Annotated in this window: 18 protein-coding genes and 1 pseudogene; 5 read left to right on the top strand and 14 right to left on the bottom strand. The window is 48.5% G+C overall.

Features of this window, described 5'->3' with window-relative positions; all coding sequences use genetic code 11:
• Positions 1 to 40: 40 nt before the first annotated feature.
• The 10 genes from LK536_RS38025 to LK536_RS37980 form a co-directional block, all read right to left on the bottom strand.
• Positions 41 to 1,102, bottom strand: a complete 1,062-nt coding sequence (locus LK536_RS38025; RefSeq protein ID WP_227795357.1) for a sugar ABC transporter substrate-binding protein — start codon at positions 1,100 to 1,102, stop codon at positions 41 to 43.
• Positions 1,103 to 1,200: 98 nt separating this feature from the next.
• Complete coding sequence (locus LK536_RS38020; RefSeq protein WP_227795356.1) at positions 1,201 to 2,166, bottom strand: ABC transporter permease; 966 nt, start codon at positions 2,164 to 2,166, stop codon at positions 1,201 to 1,203.
• Positions 2,167 to 2,176: 10 nt separating this feature from the next.
• Complete coding sequence (locus tag LK536_RS38015) at positions 2,177 to 3,226, bottom strand: LacI family DNA-binding transcriptional regulator (RefSeq protein WP_227795355.1); 1,050 nt, start codon at positions 3,224 to 3,226, stop codon at positions 2,177 to 2,179.
• Between the two features lie 383 nt (positions 3,227 to 3,609).
• Positions 3,610 to 5,967 carry a hypothetical protein gene (locus tag LK536_RS38010; protein WP_227795354.1) on the bottom strand — a complete coding sequence of 786 codons (2,358 nt, stop codon included), beginning with the start codon at positions 5,965 to 5,967 and terminating at the stop codon, positions 3,610 to 3,612.
• Between the two features lie 247 nt (positions 5,968 to 6,214).
• Entirely contained in the window at positions 6,215 to 7,534 is a 1,320-nt protein-coding gene (locus tag LK536_RS38005) for an acetyl-CoA hydrolase/transferase family protein (protein ID WP_227795353.1), read from the bottom strand.
• Positions 7,531 to 8,094 carry a 2-oxoacid:ferredoxin oxidoreductase subunit gamma family protein gene (locus LK536_RS38000; RefSeq protein WP_130789485.1) on the bottom strand — a complete coding sequence of 188 codons (564 nt, stop codon included), beginning with the start codon at positions 8,092 to 8,094 and terminating at the stop codon, positions 7,531 to 7,533. Before LK536_RS38000 ends, LK536_RS38005 begins: the two co-directional genes overlap by 4 nt.
• Positions 8,091 to 8,840 (bottom strand): thiamine pyrophosphate-dependent enzyme, encoded by a 750-nt coding sequence (locus LK536_RS37995; protein ID WP_025483016.1) that lies wholly within the window; start codon positions 8,838 to 8,840, stop codon positions 8,091 to 8,093. The genes LK536_RS38000 and LK536_RS37995 overlap by 4 nt, the downstream gene beginning before the upstream one ends.
• A 4-nt stretch (positions 8,841 to 8,844) precedes the next feature.
• Positions 8,845 to 9,906, bottom strand: coding sequence for a 3-methyl-2-oxobutanoate dehydrogenase subunit VorB (vorB, locus tag LK536_RS37990; protein WP_008721915.1), 1,062 nt, complete (start codon positions 9,904 to 9,906; stop codon positions 8,845 to 8,847).
• Between the two features lie 50 nt (positions 9,907 to 9,956).
• Positions 9,957 to 10,160 carry a 4Fe-4S dicluster domain-containing protein gene (locus tag LK536_RS37985; RefSeq protein ID WP_227795352.1) on the bottom strand — a complete coding sequence of 68 codons (204 nt, stop codon included), beginning with the start codon at positions 10,158 to 10,160 and terminating at the stop codon, positions 9,957 to 9,959.
• 68 nt (positions 10,161 to 10,228) lie between these two features.
• Positions 10,229 to 10,894, bottom strand: coding sequence for a nucleotide-binding protein (locus tag LK536_RS37980; protein WP_227795351.1), 666 nt, complete (start codon positions 10,892 to 10,894; stop codon positions 10,229 to 10,231).
• 336 nt (positions 10,895 to 11,230) lie between these two features.
• Between LK536_RS37980 and LK536_RS37975 the strand changes: the two genes are divergently transcribed.
• Positions 11,231 to 12,628, top strand: coding sequence for an SLC13 family permease (locus LK536_RS37975; RefSeq protein WP_227795350.1), 1,398 nt, complete (start codon positions 11,231 to 11,233; stop codon positions 12,626 to 12,628).
• A gap of 86 nt (positions 12,629 to 12,714) precedes the next feature.
• Positions 12,715 to 13,422: a GntR family transcriptional regulator gene (locus tag LK536_RS37970; RefSeq protein ID WP_227795349.1), complete on the top strand. Its 708-nt coding sequence runs from the start codon at positions 12,715 to 12,717 to the stop codon at positions 13,420 to 13,422.
• A gap of 84 nt (positions 13,423 to 13,506) precedes the next feature.
• Here LK536_RS37970 and LK536_RS37965 read toward each other — a convergent pair whose 3' ends face one another.
• The gene (locus LK536_RS37965; protein WP_227795348.1) at positions 13,507 to 14,211 is read right to left on the bottom strand and encodes an alpha/beta hydrolase; all 705 of its coding nucleotides are present in this window, start codon (positions 14,209 to 14,211) and stop codon (positions 13,507 to 13,509) included.
• Positions 14,212 to 14,477: 266 nt separating this feature from the next.
• Here LK536_RS37965 and LK536_RS37960 point away from each other — a divergent pair, with 266 nt between their 5' ends.
• Positions 14,478 to 15,035: a TetR/AcrR family transcriptional regulator gene (locus LK536_RS37960; protein WP_227795347.1), complete on the top strand. Its 558-nt coding sequence runs from the start codon at positions 14,478 to 14,480 to the stop codon at positions 15,033 to 15,035.
• 20 nt (positions 15,036 to 15,055) lie between these two features.
• Here LK536_RS37960 and LK536_RS37955 read toward each other — a convergent pair whose 3' ends face one another.
• On the bottom strand, positions 15,056 to 15,184 hold the full coding sequence (locus tag LK536_RS37955) for a DUF6783 domain-containing protein (RefSeq protein WP_327395107.1): 129 nt from the start codon (positions 15,182 to 15,184) through the stop codon (positions 15,056 to 15,058).
• Here LK536_RS37955 and LK536_RS37950 point away from each other — a divergent pair.
• A pseudogene (locus LK536_RS37950) lies at positions 15,143 to 15,310 on the top strand (DUF6783 domain-containing protein); the annotation flags it as partial. The gene LK536_RS37955 and the pseudogene LK536_RS37950 overlap by 42 nt on opposite strands.
• Here LK536_RS37950 and LK536_RS37945 read toward each other — a convergent pair.
• A complete protein-coding gene (locus LK536_RS37945) occupies positions 15,234 to 16,607 on the bottom strand; it encodes an MATE family efflux transporter (RefSeq protein WP_227795346.1) in 1,374 nt (457 codons plus the stop codon). The pseudogene LK536_RS37950 and the gene LK536_RS37945 sit on opposite strands and share 77 nt — an antisense overlap.
• A gap of 125 nt (positions 16,608 to 16,732) precedes the next feature.
• On the opposite strand from LK536_RS37945, the gene LK536_RS37940 reads away from it, so the two are divergent.
• Entirely contained in the window at positions 16,733 to 17,266 is a 534-nt protein-coding gene (locus tag LK536_RS37940) for a PadR family transcriptional regulator (protein ID WP_227795345.1), read from the top strand.
• A gap of 244 nt (positions 17,267 to 17,510) precedes the next feature.
• Here LK536_RS37940 and LK536_RS37935 read toward each other — a convergent pair whose 3' ends face one another.
• Positions 17,511 to 18,236 carry a DUF434 domain-containing protein gene (locus LK536_RS37935; RefSeq protein ID WP_227795344.1) on the bottom strand — a complete coding sequence of 242 codons (726 nt, stop codon included), beginning with the start codon at positions 18,234 to 18,236 and terminating at the stop codon, positions 17,511 to 17,513.
• Positions 18,237 to 18,252 lie beyond the last annotated feature (16 nt).

Genomic DNA, 18,252 nt, shown 5'->3' with positions numbered 1-18,252 from the left:
ACGGCCTATACCTTTTTCTGATTCCACCTCATTCTGCCTCCTATCTGGCCGCATCCACTTCCGGATAATCAGAATCATGTTCATATGTCTCCACATTCTCAGCTGTTACAATGGTTACGCCAGAATCTACGGAAGATGGAACTTCCTCACCTAGAATAGCTTTGTAGCAAAGTTCTGCTCCCAGATAACCCATTTCGAAGAAATCCTGGGCTGCCACTGCATAGACCTGACCTTTTCGCACCGCATCCAGATTCATATCTGTGTCATCCATGCACACAGCAACCACCTGATCCATGACCCCCAATTCCTCTAGTGCTTTACCGACTCCAGGGGTTCCACCACTCTCTCCGCTGAAAATAGCATTGATATCAGGATTTGCCTTAATCATGGTGGTCACTTTATCCAGGGACTGTACAGGGTCTGCATTGTCAGCCTGTTTGTCAACAATCTCATACTCGATTCCAATTTCCTTCATATAGGCTTCGGCGCCTTCAAGCTGTGAAATCTGATTTGCCGCATCAATGTTACTCATAAGCACGCCCATTACCACTTTTTTGTCCCTGCCTAGTTTTTCTACAATTGCTTCCATCTGGGAACGCCCACAGGCATAAGGATCCATTCCCACAAATGCGGTTCTTTGATCCTCGCTCTCGGAATCTACACATACAGTAGTTACTACTATCCCGCTGCCCTGGGCCTTCATAAGCACATTGGAAAATGCAGTTGGCGAAAACGGACAGCATACAATCCCATCCGGCGCTGCTGCGATTGTATTCTCAATGGCTTCCACTGTTTTCTCTACTGAATGGTCATCCGCTCCGGTCCATACGGCTTCAAATCCAAGGTCCTTACCGGCCGCCTCAAAACCTGCTTTTGCAATCAGCCACACAGGGTCATTTACCTTCGGACAGTCAAACATAATCTTTATGTTCTTATCCGGCGCCGTTTTCTCTGCTGTTTCAGACTTTTCTGTTTTGGCTTCTGCTGCCGTTGTTCCGGGGGCCGCACCCTTATCAGCCTTTGAAGCTGAATTGCCGCACCCTGCCAGTGATGCAGATACCATTGCTACACATAGTAATAAACCCAAACTCTTCTTGAACATGTTTACCCTCCCAATTTCTGTTGTTTATTTTCATTGTTTGTTTATAGTTCCCATAACAAGATGCCCTTACTACAGCCTCCTTTCCCCTGATATCTTTATCACTTCACATCCAGGCCAGCGCGTCTCTTGCTAATAAGGTCAATGGCTACAGATAATACAATAATGGCTCCGATAGCGATGTTCTGCCAGTATACAGATACGTTCATGATAATCATCCCATTAGAAATCACCGACATCAATGCTGCCCCCAATACAGTTCCCAGTACGGTTCCTGAACCGCCAAGCATACTTGTCCCGCCTATGATTGCGGATGCGATAACCGTCATCTCCCATCCCTGTCCCAGTGAAGTCTGTCCCGACTCAATCCTGGATGTCATGATAACCCCCGCAGCAGCAGCGGCCAGGCTGCTGAGCAGATAAATCATGATTTTAATCCTAGTCACATTAATACCTGACAGCCTGGCCGTCTCTTCATTTCCCCCAATTGCATATACGGACCTTCCAAATGTGGTGTTTTTCAATATGAAGTCCAGTATGAAAGCAACCATGATTACAAAAAAAACAGACCCCGGCACGCCAAACAAGGTTCCATTGCCTATGACGGAAAAGTTCTCCGGCAATGGATATACCGGTACACCCTTTGTCAATCCATTGCAGATTCCCCTTGCTATGTACATAGTCCCCAGTGTGACGATGAATGCAGGCATCCTCACAAGAACAATGAGCGTTCCATTAAACAATCCCACCAGTGATGCCACCACCATGGATGCCACTACTGCTATGGGGATTGGAAGCCCCATCTTGAGAAACATGGCAACCGCAATCCCGCTGACACCTATAACCGAACCAACGGACAAATCCATGCCGCCAACGATAATTACCATTGTCATGAATATGGCAATGATTACCACATAGGATGTCTGCCTTGCCAGATTGATAAGATTACTGGCTGAATAAAATGCCGGGTTAGCAACGCTGATGACCACGCACAGCAACACCAGCGCCCCTAATACCCCAATCTCAGTGAACCGCTTCCCCTTGCTCTTCTTTCCCTCTGTCTTCATAACAACCTCCTCAAATTTCCCATTCTTGAAAATCCCTGTCGATGTTTTCACATAGCCTTATATCAATACTCGTCATATAGGTATCTGCTTTCACCTCCTTATCCCCAATGATAAGGTCGCTTAATATCTTTAGTGCCATATATCCCTGTTTTTCCGGATCCTGGCAGATAACCGCATCAATAACCCCCTTTTTTACATAATCAGTAACAAATGCAGAATTGTCATAACAGATGATTTTGATTTCCTTGCTCCGGTTCTTAACTTCCACTGCTTTAGCGACACCCTTAATCCCGTATCCTGCTATGAAAATGCCGTTGATCCGGTCATTGGTTTCCAATGCCTTAAGGGTTTCCCTAAAAGCTATCTCATCATTCTCTTCCACCTCCAATACCCCCGCCAAGCTTATCTGGGGATAAGCTTCTTTAATTTTGTATTCGAATCCATTCAGCCTTTGCATGTGTGCCATGATATACCGGTAACCTATTGTTACCAGAAATTCCCCCTGTCCACCATTAAACTTAGCCAACAATTCCGCTGCCACCCTTGCACTCTTTTCATGGCAGAAACCTACAAAGCAGTCCCGCTTCTCATTACTGATGTCCGTGCTGCAAGTCACTATTCTGATTCCAGCTTTTTTCATATTCTCAAGCTTATCAATTACAACTGGTGAATTGATTGCATTAAGGGCAATTCCTGAGACACCCATATCTTCCAACCTGTCTAATAGTTCCACCATCTCCTTTTCTTCATGTGTATTCATGCAAAATATGTGGGTTGTAATTCCATATTCATTCAGCGCATCCCGCATCTGCTCCACACCTTTTTTCAGTTCTTCAAAAAAGGGGTTTGATATGGGTTCTACAATAAATCCAAGCTGCATATTCCTATTCCGTAGCACTAAGGCCTTGCCAAGCCTGTTAGGTTTATAGTCCAGCGATTCTGCAATTGCCATAATCCTTTCCCGCGTTTTAGCACTGACCCCTGGTTTATTGTTAAGTGCCCGGTCCACAGTTCCTATGGAAGTGTTGGCCATCTTTGCAATATCTTTTATGGTCGTCATAATACCAATCCCTCATTTCTTTTTTATTAACGTGAACGATTTCGTACTTTGAACTTATATATCAACGATATTTATCATATTTTCTACAATATATAAGAATTTTTTGCATATAATTATCGTGAACGTTCACGTTGTCTATCCTTAAAATAACACCTTTTTTAGAAATTGTCAACAACTACTTTGAATGATTTTGTGTTTTTTTATCATATTTATCAATACATGTGTGATGTTGAATTGTTTTTCCTATAGCGTAAATGTGATTCATATAGCAGAATGGATGGGGGTACAAAAAAGCTGTACCGGATATAATTGCCGGCACAGCCTCTGTTTTTATCAGTCATTATGTAACATCTTAGCATTTACGCTGCTCAAGCTAAATCCTTTCAATCATCCCACTTCAAAGACTCCACAAACATCTGATATGCCTCCAGATCCTCCTCGTCCTCCAGATCCGCCAGAAACTGTCTGGACAGTTCTATCATACGGTCATTCTCCTCATCCGGAATAAAGTACCGGATGAATGTGGAGCCGGCTGTCATCAGGCCGTTGTCCGTATGGGTTACAAGCTTAATTGCCTTTCTGCCATCCAGCAGGATGTCCTCTGCCTTTTCCACCGTGAAGTCATCTTCCCCTATATCATAGCCGTATTCTTTCATGGTGGAATCGTATACATCCTTCATCCACTGTCCAAAGGCGGCGGCATTGTCGTATTCCTTAAGGGCAGTGTAACCATCCGTCATATAGATACTGTATCGTTCATTGCCTTCTTCATCAAAGCATGCCAGCGACACCGCATCTCCAAAACCGTGTATCTCATGATAGTATCCCTGATTCTCATTTTCCTTCAGGTCTATATGGAATCCGTACTCCGTATCATAAAATACAGAACCGTCAATATATGCCCTGTCCAGATAATCCCGTCCCGGGTCGAAGTCACTGTTGGCATACTCCCCAAGCGCTCCATTTTCATCCTGTCCGCTCCAGTTCCAGTCCCAGGGCACCACATCCACAAACCGGTTCCGGTCGTGCTGGAAAAATACAGTCACGTCTTCGTCAATCACCTGTGTCCCGTCAGTATTATAGAATGAAAGCGTACCCAGATACGGATAACTGTCCCGGCAGTCAGAAAGCAGAAGCATTCCTCCTGCATATGGTTCGCACTGGACAACATTTTCACGGAATACCTTGGATGAACCGGCCGTGGTAATCCTCATAAGGTCAGGCACTGCCCCATCCTTTTCCTGGAATACAAAATACTCCCCGGCGCTGCCATCCAGCTGGCGCAGCGTTTCGGGATTGACCTTATCAAGGATCCTGTTTCCTTCGCAATATAGAATCTGGTTCCCGGAAATGCTGTCTGTGTAAAAGGCTTTTCCATCCCTTTCATCAACCAGATATAGGTCGGTTCCATGTGCCACGCATTCAAGCGTCTGGCTCAGCTGACCGGAGGACAGCTTATATCTGTATATCCAGCTTTCCTCTGCCTGATATGCATCATTCAGTTTTGATACGGTCAGATAGATGCCATTTTCCATGCCTGTGATTTTCTTAAAATATCCGTCCAGCCAGTCTTCCGGCATGCCGGGAACCGTGAATGCGCAGACATTCCCGTCCACAGCCTCATACAGCGTCTCCTTTCCGGCCGGACCGGACTGATAGATAACCATGGACTTCCCATCCAGCCATTCAGGTTCGCTTATGTATTCCCACACCATGGATACCTGGTCCGACAGCAGCTTCTTCTCCCCTTCCGAGGAATAGGACAGGGTGTTCCGCCCTTCCTTTCCATAGACAAAGGTATATAGATTGCCGGAATCCGGATCCAGATAATAAGCCCCTGCCTGGTCCTCTTTTGTGAGGACCGGCTCTTTGGCGCCGTCTTTTCCCAGCTTAAGGAGTTCATAGTAAAACCCATCCTCCTCCTCAACCGTACGCTGTGCATAGATGACACTGTAATCCTCATTGGCGCCTGCAAAATTCATTTCATCTGCCAGGAGGACTTCCCTGCCGTCCTCAGCCAGGTACAGGTCTTGAACCCACTCCTCATCCATTTTTGTAATGCAGACAGCGGAGCCGTCCTTGGAAGGAAAGAAGTTATACAAGCCGGATGCCTCCAGCTTCTTCCCCTGCTCCGGCGTATAGGAATACAGGTCATACTGCACATCAGCCAGTCCCCCTGCTTCATTTCCCGCTTCATTTCCTGCTTCATGCTCAACCTGAAACAGCAGTTTATTGCCGCACATGGCGGTGTTGGCGTAGCCCTCATGGATGATTTGGGAGGTGCCGTCCTCATTGTTGACAGCAACCAGTACCGCATCATCAAGGAACAGGCCCCCATCTGTCTCAAACTGAAAGGCGAGGAAGCTGCCGTCTTCAGACAGGCTTACATCATAGTAATCCTTGAGATTGACGTTTTTCCCTATTCCCGCCATGACAAGGGATGGGTTCTTTCCGGACTCCATGGGGCCGTTTACATCCGCCCTCATGAGATCCGCATCTTTTATGTAATAGACATAGGAGGGCTTTTGGACAGGATCCGCCACGCCTTGTTCCGCCTGGTCCTCTTCCCCCTTCTGGTTCCCGGCCCCATTGTCTGACAAAGATGTTGTCTTTTCTCCTGTCCCGGCCGGCGCAGCGCAGCCGCCTGATGCTAATGCTGCACAGATTGCCAGCACCAGCAGGATGAATGGCTTATTCCTGCCGTAATGTTTTCCCACTTGCCTTTTCATACATCCGCCCATATAGCTCCTCCTGTTTCCATGACGGAAATCCCGGTCCGCCGCAGGGATGTATATCCTCCCCCCTGAAGGATAGGATATGCCCTCTGCTGCGGGATAGGATTGTCTGCCAGACACATTCCGTCCATAAACCATAATGTCTGTTTATATTATAACAACAATCAGAAGGATTTTCCATTGTCAGTTGCAGGAGAATGACTGACTATAGGATGGCTACCCTATAGATTATACGATGATTCATCCGTATCCCCTATAAAAGCAGCCCCGCCTTACCGGCCTGCGCCGTCAATTCATCGCGGAACCTGGGATGGGCGATGCTGATAAGGAGTTTTGCCCGCTCCTTAACGGTCCTACCGCTCAGGCGCACGATTCCGTACTCTGTCGCCACATAGTCCACATCGTTCCTGGACAGCGTGACTGCCGTGCCGGGCGCATGGGATATACAGATTTTTGACAGCGTGCCGTTTTTAGCAGTGGATGCCAGGGCAATGATGGACTTGCCTCCCGTGGCGTGGATTGCGCCGGTTACCGTGTCAACCTGGCCGCCGCTCCCGCTGTACTGCATGTATCCGATGCTTTCTGAGGACACCTGGCCCAGCAGGTCTATTCCCATGGCCGTGTTCACGGACACCATTTTGTAATTTTGGGCAATCACATGGGGATTGTTGACATAGCTGCAGGGATTCATGGCCACACAGGGGTTGCGGTCCATGAAGTCATAGAGTTTCTGGGAACCGCGGCTGAATGCGCCTATGATGATTCCCCTGTTTATGCTTTTCCTCTGCCCGGTCACCACCCCGGCCTCCACCAGCTCCAGTATGCTGTTGGTTATCATTTCCGTGTGCACGCCCAGGTCCTTTTTGTCCATGAACGCATGGGCCACCGCATCCGGGATTGCACCGATGCCAAGCTGGATGGTGGATCCGTCCTCCACCAGTCCGGCCACATAACTGCCAATCTGTTTCTCCACTTCCCCGAAGGGAAGCGGATCCATGGTTTCAAGCGGATGGTCGTATTCGTAAATTCCGTCGGCCTCGCTGATATGTATCTCATTATTGCCGTAAATGACCGGAAGGCTTGGGACCACTTCCAGGAATATCTTTTTTGCCGAATTGCGGAAATCCGTTTCATTGACATTGGAAAGGGAAGTCCGGAAGTACCCGGTCCGCTCATCCATGGGGCAGACAGCCGCCACATATACATCCAGACCGCCCCTGGCCTGAATCATTTTCATGCCCTGGCTGTGGTAATGGGTGGGTACATAGTCCACCCGGCCTTCCTGGATGTACCCGCGCTCATCCTTGCAGAGCACGAAGCCTGACAGCGTCCTGATTTTCCCCTTGCACGCCTGGCTTTCCAGGAACTCAAAGTCGCCCTTTTTATAGGTCGTGCCGTAAAAGAAATCGATTCCCTGTTTCAGCCTTGGGGCAACTTTATGGAGATTTTTGTAAAATAACAAAGGCGCATTCACACCGCCGCTGGTGGCCACGAAATCACCGTCCCGGATTGCTGCCAGGGCATCATCCACCGTGCATTGTCTGGCCTTATATTCTTCCAGATACCGGTTCATCGGAACTCACCTGCCTCTTTTAATCTGCGCACCACATCAGCCCCGGCTTTGAAGGCCCTGCGGTTTAATTCAATCAGTTCCGGCTTCCTGCCCAGCTTGTGCATGGCGATTTCCTCTGCCTTGTCAAGGGGTATGGTGTTGACCAGGGCCATATAGGCCCCGAACATGATAACATTGGCCACCTTCCGGTTCCCCAAATCGTAGGCCATGTTGTCGATATCCACCTGCACAATCTGGATGTCGTCCCTCTCCACAGAGGAAACATCCACAATGGAACTGTTGACCAGCAGGGTCCCGCCGGGACGCAGCCTGGGCAGGAAGTCCACCATGGACGGCTGGTTCAGGGCGCACAGTACATCCAGCCTGCTGGAGGTGGGGGAGCCTATCATCCGGTCAGACTGGATGACCGTACAGTTGGCAGTGCCTCCCCTCTGTTCAGCGCCGTAGGACGGGAAAAATGTGGCATTCAGGTCCTGTTCCATGGCACACTGGCCGATTAACTTTCCAATCATCATGACACCCTGCCCGCCAAAGCCGGCAATCATTAAACGGTTAATCATTTCTCCACCTCCTCGTTGTCTTTGTAGATACCCAGGGGAAATTCCTTCATTACCTGCTCCTGAAGCATTTTCACGCTCTCAATCGGTGACAGGCCCCAGTTGGTCGGGCAGTTGCTGAGCATTTCCACAAAGGAAAATCCCTTGTTGTCAATCTGGTTCTCAAACGCCTTTTTAAGGGCGTCCTTGGCCTTTTTGATATGGGCTGGGGTATCAAGGGCAAACCGCCCGGAATACACCACCCCTTTCAGGGTTGCCACCAGTTCCGCCATGTGCATGGGATATCCGGTCAGATCCGGGTTCCTGCCCTCCACACAGGTGGTGGTCTTCTGGCCAATGAGTGTGGTTGGGGACATCTGGCCTCCGGTCATGCCGTAGTTACAGTTGTTAATATAGAAAACACATATGTTCTCACCGCGGTTCGCGGCGTGCATTACCTCTGCAAAGCCAATGGAGCTGAGGTCCCCGTCCCCCTGGTATGTAAACACGATTGAATCCGGGTGGCAGCGTTTTAATCCTGTTGCATAGGCCGGGGCGCGGCCATGGAGGGCGCAGCCCTGGTCAATGGCAATACAGGGGGAGCTGTTGTTGGCGCACCCAATGGGCTGGATTACCACCGCCCGGTCCGCAATCCCCAGTTCATCAATTACCTGCATGCAGATTTTAATAAAGGTGCTGTGCATGCAGCCCGGGCAAAATTTATTATTTGAAATATCAAGGCTTTCTGGCCTGCTGTATACTTTTTCCATTGTTTCACTCTCCTTTCGCAAGTCTGATTGCACATCTGACCACTTCATCTGAATCCACGATCACACCGCCTGTAGTCAGACAGGTGTGGATTGGCAGGTGGTCCCCCACGGCCAGCCGGACATCTTCTGCCATCAGCGCCGGGATTGCCATCTCCACATCCAGAATGAACCGTACTTTTCCTATCAGCTTCCTGTATGCCTCTGCCGGGAACGGGTTGGTGGTGATGGGGCGTACCAGTCCCGCCTTATAACCGGCTTCCCGCAGTTCATCCACACAGGTGTGGCAGATGCGGCCGCAGGAGCCATATGCTGTCAGCACGAAATCCGCATCCTCTGTCATGTATTCTTCCACCATGACCTCATCCTTTTTCCATCCCTCGTAAATCCCAGCCCACTCCTGGGCCTTCTTCATCTGCTGTTCTTCCACAAAGGAGGCATTGAGCACAATATTGGGCTTTCCGCCGTGGTATCCCTTGCCGATTACCGCCCACTCAGGTGTCTTTGGCGGTTCCTGCGGTTCGGGCAGGGTCACTGCCTCCATCAATCCGCCCACAAGGCTGTCTGCAAATACGAAAACAGGCATGCGGTACTTCTGGGTTACCTGGAATGCTTTGGTCACAAGGTCCACTGCTTCCTGGATGGTTGCCGGGGCATAGTTGATGGTCTGATACCCCCCATGGCCCGAAGCCCGGTTAATCTGGAAATAGTCGGACTGGGCCGGCTTCATGACACCGGTACCGGGGCCGGCCCTCATGATATCCACTATCACCGATGGCACCCGGGCAGCTGCCAGGGAGGAAATCCCTTCCGCCATAAGGCTGATTCCCGGACCTGAGGTGGATGTCATGGCAAGGGTGCCTCCTGCCCCTGCCCCGTAAACCATGTTAATGGATGCAACCTCGCTTTCGCCCTGGACAAATATCCCGCCTGCCTTTGGCAGCGCCCGGGACAGATACTCCGGTACCTCGCTCTGGGGTGTAATGGGGTAACCGGCATAAAACCGGCAGCCAGCCCTGACGGCTGCCTCTGCAATGGCTTCATTGCCCTTCATAAATTTTCTTTCCATCACTGTTCTTCCTTTCCTGTGCATTTTACATTATTAAATCCTTCATTTTCTTACTTAAATACTTCAATGACACAATCCGGACATACCTGGGCGCACATGCAGCAGGCAATGCAGGCTTCCGGGTGGGCGTCCACCACATGGCGGTATCCCTTTTTATTGATTCCTTCCCCTATTTCCAGGACCTGTTTGGGGCATACGTTTACACATATCCCACAGCTTTTGCAGCTTTCTTTGCTGATTTCCAGTTTAGCCATAATCACACTTCCTCTCCTTTTAATGATGTTATCATGTTTGAATCATGTTCTTTTACTTAATCCATGCTTCATACATACAGTTTGTCTACAAAGGTATCCAGTTCCAGCAGCGGAAGCCTTGTCAGTTTCCTGACTTCTTTGGAAAATGATTTGGAAACAGCCAGACACGTGATTTTTAAATCCAGCTTCACAAGTTCCTGTTCCAGCTTCCTGCAATATCCGTCAATCAGCTCCGCTGTTGTGTATCCGCCCATATAAGGGTTGGCGATTACTTCCAGCCGTCCTGCCGGGACACGGGCTGATACCATAATCGCATCCAGGCTTTCCTTAATCTCCTCCCTTGTGCCTGAAAATGCACGGCAGGGATTGATTACATAGTAATAACCGGTAGCCATCCCCGCCAGCTGTCCGGCAAATTGTCCCATCATGGCTGCGCCTGCCGCGTTCCCGCCTGCATCAAATATGCACCGGATTCCTTCATCCATTAACAGGGCGCTGACCCCCAAAGGCATCAGGGGCGAATCCCACAGCTCCGGGTTTTCTGCCATATGTACCTGCCTTTTCTCTAATAAAGATGAAAAATCCCTGGCCCGGAACAGACACTTTGTCTGGTCCATGTCAATCAGATACACTGGCTTTTCATCCTTTTCTGCCAGGCGGATTGCTATGTTGGCGGCTATTTCTGTTTTTCCGCTTCCTGCTTCCCCCAGCAGTACAATGTTGTGTATGTCCATACCCCTTTCTCCATTTTCTTTTTTAATTCAGAGCCTCGCTTTACGTTTGCGAGACTGATTGTATCACACTGTTTTTTGGAATGCAAGTAATTTTTAATAGTTTTTGCTAATTTTTATCTTATTTTTTATGCACATTATCTAATAAATCGAAAATAAAACCAAAATATTTTACATATATCCTTAAAATATAACTAAAATATACGTGATATATACGTGTTTTATAAGCTTATTGCACAAAACCCTATTGACTTATTCCAAAGCAGGTACTACTATAGGTGCATGGAGTTTTTACGTTTGCGCGTCCTACGAATATAAAATATCAGGGAGAGGTTTTTCATGAAATCTGCAAATATTAAGAAATATGTTCTGAGCATCCTATGTATATTGATTGGGCTGGCCATCGGTCTGAGCCGGCCCCCAGGGGAACTGACCGTTGAAAGCATGCGCTATCTCGGCATCTTCATGGCAGCTGTCCTTCTGTTAATCCTTCAGCTTTATCCGGCTCCTCTTGTTGCGCTGTTTGCCTGTGTTGCATTTGTTACCTTCCACGTGTGCACCTTCCCGGAGGCGTTCTCTGCCTGGAGCGGGGATACCATGTGGACCGTTATCCTGATGATGATCTTTGCCACGGGTATTGCAAAGACAGGGCTGATTGACCGGATTGCATTTAACATCATCAAGTTTTTCCCGGCTACTTATACCGGTATGGTGGTTGCAATCATGGCCACCTCCACCATCCTGTCGCCCATTGTGCCCAACTCCTATTCAAAATGCGCGGTGTTAGGCCCGTTTGCCGCTTCCGTGGCCAAGGCCAACAACATTGAAAAAGGCAGCAAGGCAGCTGCCGGGCTGTTCTGCGCCTTTTTTGTCCCGGCCGCCATCCATACCATGGCATTCCTCACCGGAAGCGCCATGACCTTTGTATTAATCGGCATGATGGGGGAAGGATATTCCTTTAGCTGGTTCGGCTGGTTCATGTGCTGTTCCGTGTGGTTTGCCGTAAACCTGGCCCTTACCTTCCTGTTCATCCTGGTATATTACAGGCCAAAGGAAAAACTGAACATATCCAAGGAACTGATTAACCGCAAGATAGCGGAATTAAAGCCCATGAGCAGCGATGAGAAGGCCGCGTCCATTATCCTTATCCTGTCCATACTGCTCTGGATTACCGGCTCCTATACCGGTCTGAAACCATATACAGTGGCAGCCCTTGCCTTCTGCGCCATGTTCCTCAAAGGTATCTTTACCATGAAGGATTTTCAGGACCTGGTGCCATGGGGCGGACTGATTACCCTGGTTGCCTCCCTGCTGTCCATCTCCGCCCTCCTTGGTGTGGTGGGGGTTAATCACTGGCTGGCAAGTGTGGCTGCCCCGGTCATCATCCGGTTCGTGCCCAATGTATATGTGTTCATCATCCTCTTGTGCGTGACTACATACCTGCTGCGGTACCTGGAGTGTACCGGACTTGCCACGCTTGCCATCATTGCGGCCATTTTCCTGCCTATCGGGGCGCCTTTGGGAATCCATCCCTTCATCACCCTGTTTGCGGATTATCTGGCAATGCTGGTCTGGAACCTGTCCTTCCACAATCCATATTACCTGCAGGCCGAAGCTGTTGTGGATGGACTTGTGACCCATAAGAACGTGGTCTCCATGTCCTATGCCTATATGGTCATCCATGTATTAGGCTTGATTGCAAGCGTGCCGCTGTGGAGATACCTGGGAATGTGCTGATTCATTGATTAATGATTGTATTTTCATATCCATCCCTATATAATTAGAATATTACCGGTCCTTGACCGAGCTGGGGGTATGACGTTATGACAGATACAATTACGACTGTGGGGAACGATTTGAAAAATTACGCTTATAACATAATAAAAGAACGCCTGATAAATTGTACCTATGCACCTGGAAGCATTTTAAATGAAGCGCATCTCACCGCGGGCCTGAAGCTCAGCCGCACCCCGGTGCGGGAGGCGGTCAGCCGTCTGGAAAATGAGGGCTTTGTCAAGGTCATTCCTAAAAAGGGAATCTATGTCACTGATATCCTTTTAAGCGACGTGCTGCAGATTTACCAGATACGCCTGGAATTTGAGCCAGCCATCCTCCGTCTGGCTGCCTCACAGCTTCCCAAGGAGGAAATCCAGTATTTCTGCCAGAGATTTGAACACGGGGAGCCTGATGAGACAACCATGGACCGCATCCAGCTGGATACCGCCATGCATCTGTTCATCATAGAACATTGCGGCAACCGTTACATGGTGGATGTCATGCACCGTGTTTACGATATCAGCAGCCGGATTGTTTATTTCGTCCATCAGAACCATGCCACGGTACATATTGACGCCGGAGAGAACCTGGAGATTTTAAAACTGCTGCTGGAGGACAATGTGGACGCTGCCACGGAGAAGATGAAGATCCATATCGAGCACTGCAGGATGGCGGCGCTAAATTATTTTTATACCATTCCCCAGGGCGCGACGCCGGTGCAGACCTATCGTGAGAAGCTGTACAAAAAGCAGTAGGCCATGGCATCTTTTTCAAACACGCCCCTGTTCCGGGTAAAGAGAAAGCCGTAAATCCGATTCCGGGTTTGCGGCTTTTCCATGTCAACCGTTCTGTAGGCAGGTCTCCATCCAATGATATAGAAAATCCAATTGTTCTTCCGTATGGAACCAATGTCCGCCATGCTCCAGAACAGTCAGGCTGCAGTTAAATTGCCGGGTAAACCTGTCCACAGCACTGCGTTCTATCAGGTTATCAGCGCTGCCATACAATATATATGTGGGTACTTCCCATCTGGTAACGGGATGTGTCCTGGTATACGTCAGATACTCCCATGACAATGTCTGGCCAAAGGAAGTCCTGATTACCTGTTCACGCTTTAACCGCTCCTCTGACACATCGGCCTGCGCCATCATATTTAAAATCAGGCGTTCCATGTCAGGTACGGGGGATACCATCAGGCATTCCTCCAGCCACCTGCTTTCAAGGCCCAGCAGGCTGAACCACGCCCCGATACTGTTGGCGCACAGGGAGACATGGGGCCAATGTAAGCGGATGTACTTCATGACGGATAGCAGCTCCGGCACCACATGCCACGGGACAAACGAACCGGCTTCCGTTTTCCTTTCGCCGTGTCCGGGCAGGTCAATGCTCAGGACCTGGCATGAATGGCGGCATGCTATGCCTGCAAAGGCTTCGGCTTCCTCCTTATATCCGCCTTGACCGTGTATGTACAGGTATACTTTCTCTGATGGGGCGCCCCAGATGATTGCAGGGGTCTGCATAATATGGATTCTTTGGGTTTTCATTTTGTCCTCCTGGTTGGTTTCTTATGGTAGTAGTGATACTAATTATTGTAGTTTAAAAACTAATATAATTAGTATTTTATAAGAAAATATGCCAGATGTCAATATGTAGGATAGGCCGTGTCTGAAAATTTGATTCCACTATCCGTACAGCCTGACAATCGAATGAATCCAAACGGATTCATTGACATGGTTAATATCCATTGACGCTGCTAATATTATTAGTTAAACTACTAAAGAGAATCATTTTAAATAAGGGAGGACTCCTCATGCGCGTTACAAAAGCAGCCGTAGTGCAAACCGCTTCAGATATAGCCGACAGAGAAGGGCTTGGCAGCATTTCCTTAAAAACCGTTGCTGAAGCACTGAATATCCGCACACCGTCACTCTATAACCACATAGCCGGTTTAGAAGACCTGCTGCGGGAAGTAGCCCACAATGGAATGAGAACCATGAATGAAAGGATGTGCCGGGCCGCCATCGGTAAATCCGGCGACATGGCCATCAAGTCCGTGGGCATTGAATATCTTAACTTCATGATAGAGCACCCTGGGGTTTATGAAACCATTCAGTGGGCCACGTGGCATGGAAATGATGAAACTGCGATAATTTACGGAGATTACACCACTCTTCTGGCCACCCTTATCCGTTCCATAAATCTGAAGGCGCCAGAGGTGGATGAAATATTAAATCTTCTCACCGGCATGTTACACGGCTATACCACCCTGCAGCTGCGTTCTGCATTTAATAATCCTGAGGAAACAAGGAAGGGGTTATGTGATGCCATGGACACGGTCCTTCTGGGCGTCCATCAGAAATATGACTGACAGACGCCCGGGAGGCCGGATCATGACGGATTAATTCTAGGGCGTGTTTGAAAATTGCTTTCCGTCAGCTGTGCGTTCCACTTTGTGGGAGATTTGGTCCCGATGAGGGAGGCGTAGCGGGCTACGTTGACCGAATTGGGACCAAATATACCGCGAAGTGGGGCGTACAGATGGCGGGAATGAATTTTCAAACACGTCCTAAACCGCCGGTGAGGGAAACCGCGTTTTGGCTGCCGCCAGTTCTTTATGTAAATGAACCGCCATGCACGCGGTAATAATCCCAGACAGAACATCGGCAATGGGCTGGGCGTACAGAATCCCGCCAAGCCCCCAGAACATGGGAAGCACCAGGATGACAGGCACGAAGCAGATTCCCTGCCTGCATGCACCAAGGATACAGCCTTCCCTGGCTTTTCCCATCACAAGGAACAGGAAGGAATAGACCGTATAGAAGCCGAAAAGCATGAAAGAAAGACCGTTTGCCCTCAATGCAATGGACCCCACACGGACCATTTCCATATCGTCTTTTGTAAACAGGGACATGATGCTGGTGGAAAATAGGGCGGCCACGGAACCGAATATCACACAGAACGCGGTAGACCAGAGGATGGACGTCCTGATTGCTTCATTCAGACGGTCAAACCTTTTTGCCCCATAACTGAACCCGGCAATGGGCTGGAAGCCTTTTAAAAACCCAAATACAACCAGACTGCCCATGGACATGATTTTTGTAAGAGGCCCCATGGCTGCAAGGGCGGAACTTCCGTAATCCCTGGCCGCGCCGTTCATCATACTGATTGAAAGACTGGTCAACAGCTGAAAAACCAGTGTGGGAATCCCTATCTTTAAAATCTCAGACATGATTTCTTTGGAAAAGTCACACTCCTTCACACTAAAACTGAATACACTCTTCTTTCGGAAAATATAGCACAGATAGACGAAAGTAGAAACCATCTGTGATATGGCTGTAGCAATGGCTGCTCCGGCAACCCCAAGGTCCAGCCCATAAATAAATACAGGATCCAATCCCACATTCAGCAAAGCGCCTGCCATCAATGCACACATAGCTGTTTTGGCCGCGCCCTCGCTTGACACGATGTTATTCATGGTAACGTTAAATACATTAAAAATTGAACATGTGATATAAATGCTGGAATATGTCACTGCGTAGGGCATGATTTCCTCCATTGCCCCAATCTGCTTCAGGATTGGTTTCAGGAAAATCATGGAACCACAGATAACAATCGCCCCAATGAAAATGCTGCTGTACACAGCGGTGCTGGCCACTTTGTTGGCAGTATCCCTGTCCCCCCGTCCAAGCAGCCTTGAAAGACAGGCGGCAGCGCCATTACCAAACAACAGGCCAAGTCCCACCACAATCTGCCCAAGAGGAAAGGCCACTGTGACCGCTCCCATCTGGTTGGTACCCAGGCCTCCTACAAAATAGGTGTCCACCAGATTATAGAGTGCGTTAATCAGCATACCGATCATGGTTGGAAGGCCCAGTGCGGCAAGCGCTTTTGGTATTGGCGCACTTCCCAGCAGTTCCATTTTTGTATTACGTCCATTCATGTTTAACTCTCCTTTCACTTGACACACAGTGCAAAATATAGTAGTATAAATTATAGTATTTTGTCGTTGTCGATTATACTACTATAATTTATACTATTTGTCAATCACAAAAACAGGAGGGAATCATGGCATCCATAGATTTAGTTGTATTGGGCATGTTGAAAAAGAAGCCGTTAAGCGCCTATGACATCCAGAAATTAGTCGAGTACCGCAACATTTCCAAGTGGGTAAAAATCAGTACACCTTCCATATACAAAAAGGTAATTCAGTTGGAAGAAAAAGGTTACATTAAAAGCAGTCCTGTAAAAGAGGGAAAAATGCCAGAGAAGGCAGTCTACTCACTGACAGACACCGGGGAAGAAAAATTCGAATGCCTTATGCATGAGATTGCTTCCCAGCCCATTCACTTTTTTCTGGATTTCAATGCCGTGATTGTGAACCTGTCCGGTCTTCCGCCAGAAGGACAGAAATCCTGTCTGGACAATATTGAGGATAATGTGAAAACCTTAAAGGCCTATTTGGAAGAAAACATCCGAGAAAAAGAAACAGCGCCGGATATACCGGAAACAGGTATGGCTGTTTTACAGCAGCAATATGCATTGGCGCAGTCAATTGAAACATGGATTACCTCGCTGAAGGGTAAAGAAATGTTTACATGATATGGTCTTGATTCTGCGTAAATGAAACCCCCTGGGGAATTGTAGTCTTCCCAAGGGGGGCGTATGGAGAAAAGTGGCAGATGAATCCGGCAGTTGATTGCAGCGGTTGAATCCAGCAGCTGATTGTAATAGTTGAGTTTGGCAGATGGATGGAATGATTGAGTCCAGCAGATGGATGGAATGATTAAGTCCGGCAGATGGATGGAACAGCCGGAATCAGAGATGACGATACCCTCACCCCCGCTTATTCCGTAATCCGGCTGATTCCCATATCAATATACGGATAATCTCCAAATTCCTGCTCAATTGCTTCCCTGGTCAGGTTAAACCAGCTTATGCAGTCATCCAATATGATGGCGTCGCTGGTAATGACATGATCCTGCTGTTTTAACACGGAATCCACGTTGTGTATGGTAACTGCCTGGACCTCAAAATCAAAGCCGCCCAGCAGCTCCACAATCCGTTCTTTCAGCCTGCCGGAATTAGAAACCGGGGAATCCAGATAAAATACAGCTTTGCGGATCTGGTTGGACTCCAGAACCTTTCCAATCCGTGTAATTGCCATGTCCGTTTTATCAATTAAGCGGTAGGTTCCCCTAAGTCCAGCCAGATCCCTTATGGTGCCATCCATGCATTTTAACAGCGGGGAGCCTGAGAGCGCCACTTCCAATGTTATGATGATGTTAAAGCCGTCAATATTTACCGTGCAGCCTTCCAGACCGCCCTTTAATTCCTTATCCATCCTTAAACGGATATTCTCTTTCGGTGAGACAGCCCTCACCAGGGCCAGCCGCTGCCTTTCAGACAACAGATAATGGTTTCCCACAAATACGGAGGCGCTCTTGATGGGATATCCCCGGTTCAGCAAATAGTACAGATTACTCCCCGCGGCACGCAGTTTCCTGACCCCATCTTCGGTAAATTCCCTTTTGTCGCTGTGTACATATCCTCTTTTAACCATCTTCTCCATACTTAAAGTCCTCCCA

The organism is Clostridium pacaense (genome assembly GCF_020709765.2).
GTDB classification, from domain to species: Bacteria; Bacillota; Clostridia; order Lachnospirales; family Lachnospiraceae; genus Enterocloster; species Enterocloster hominis.
This window is presented reverse-complemented; position numbering and strand designations above follow the sequence as displayed.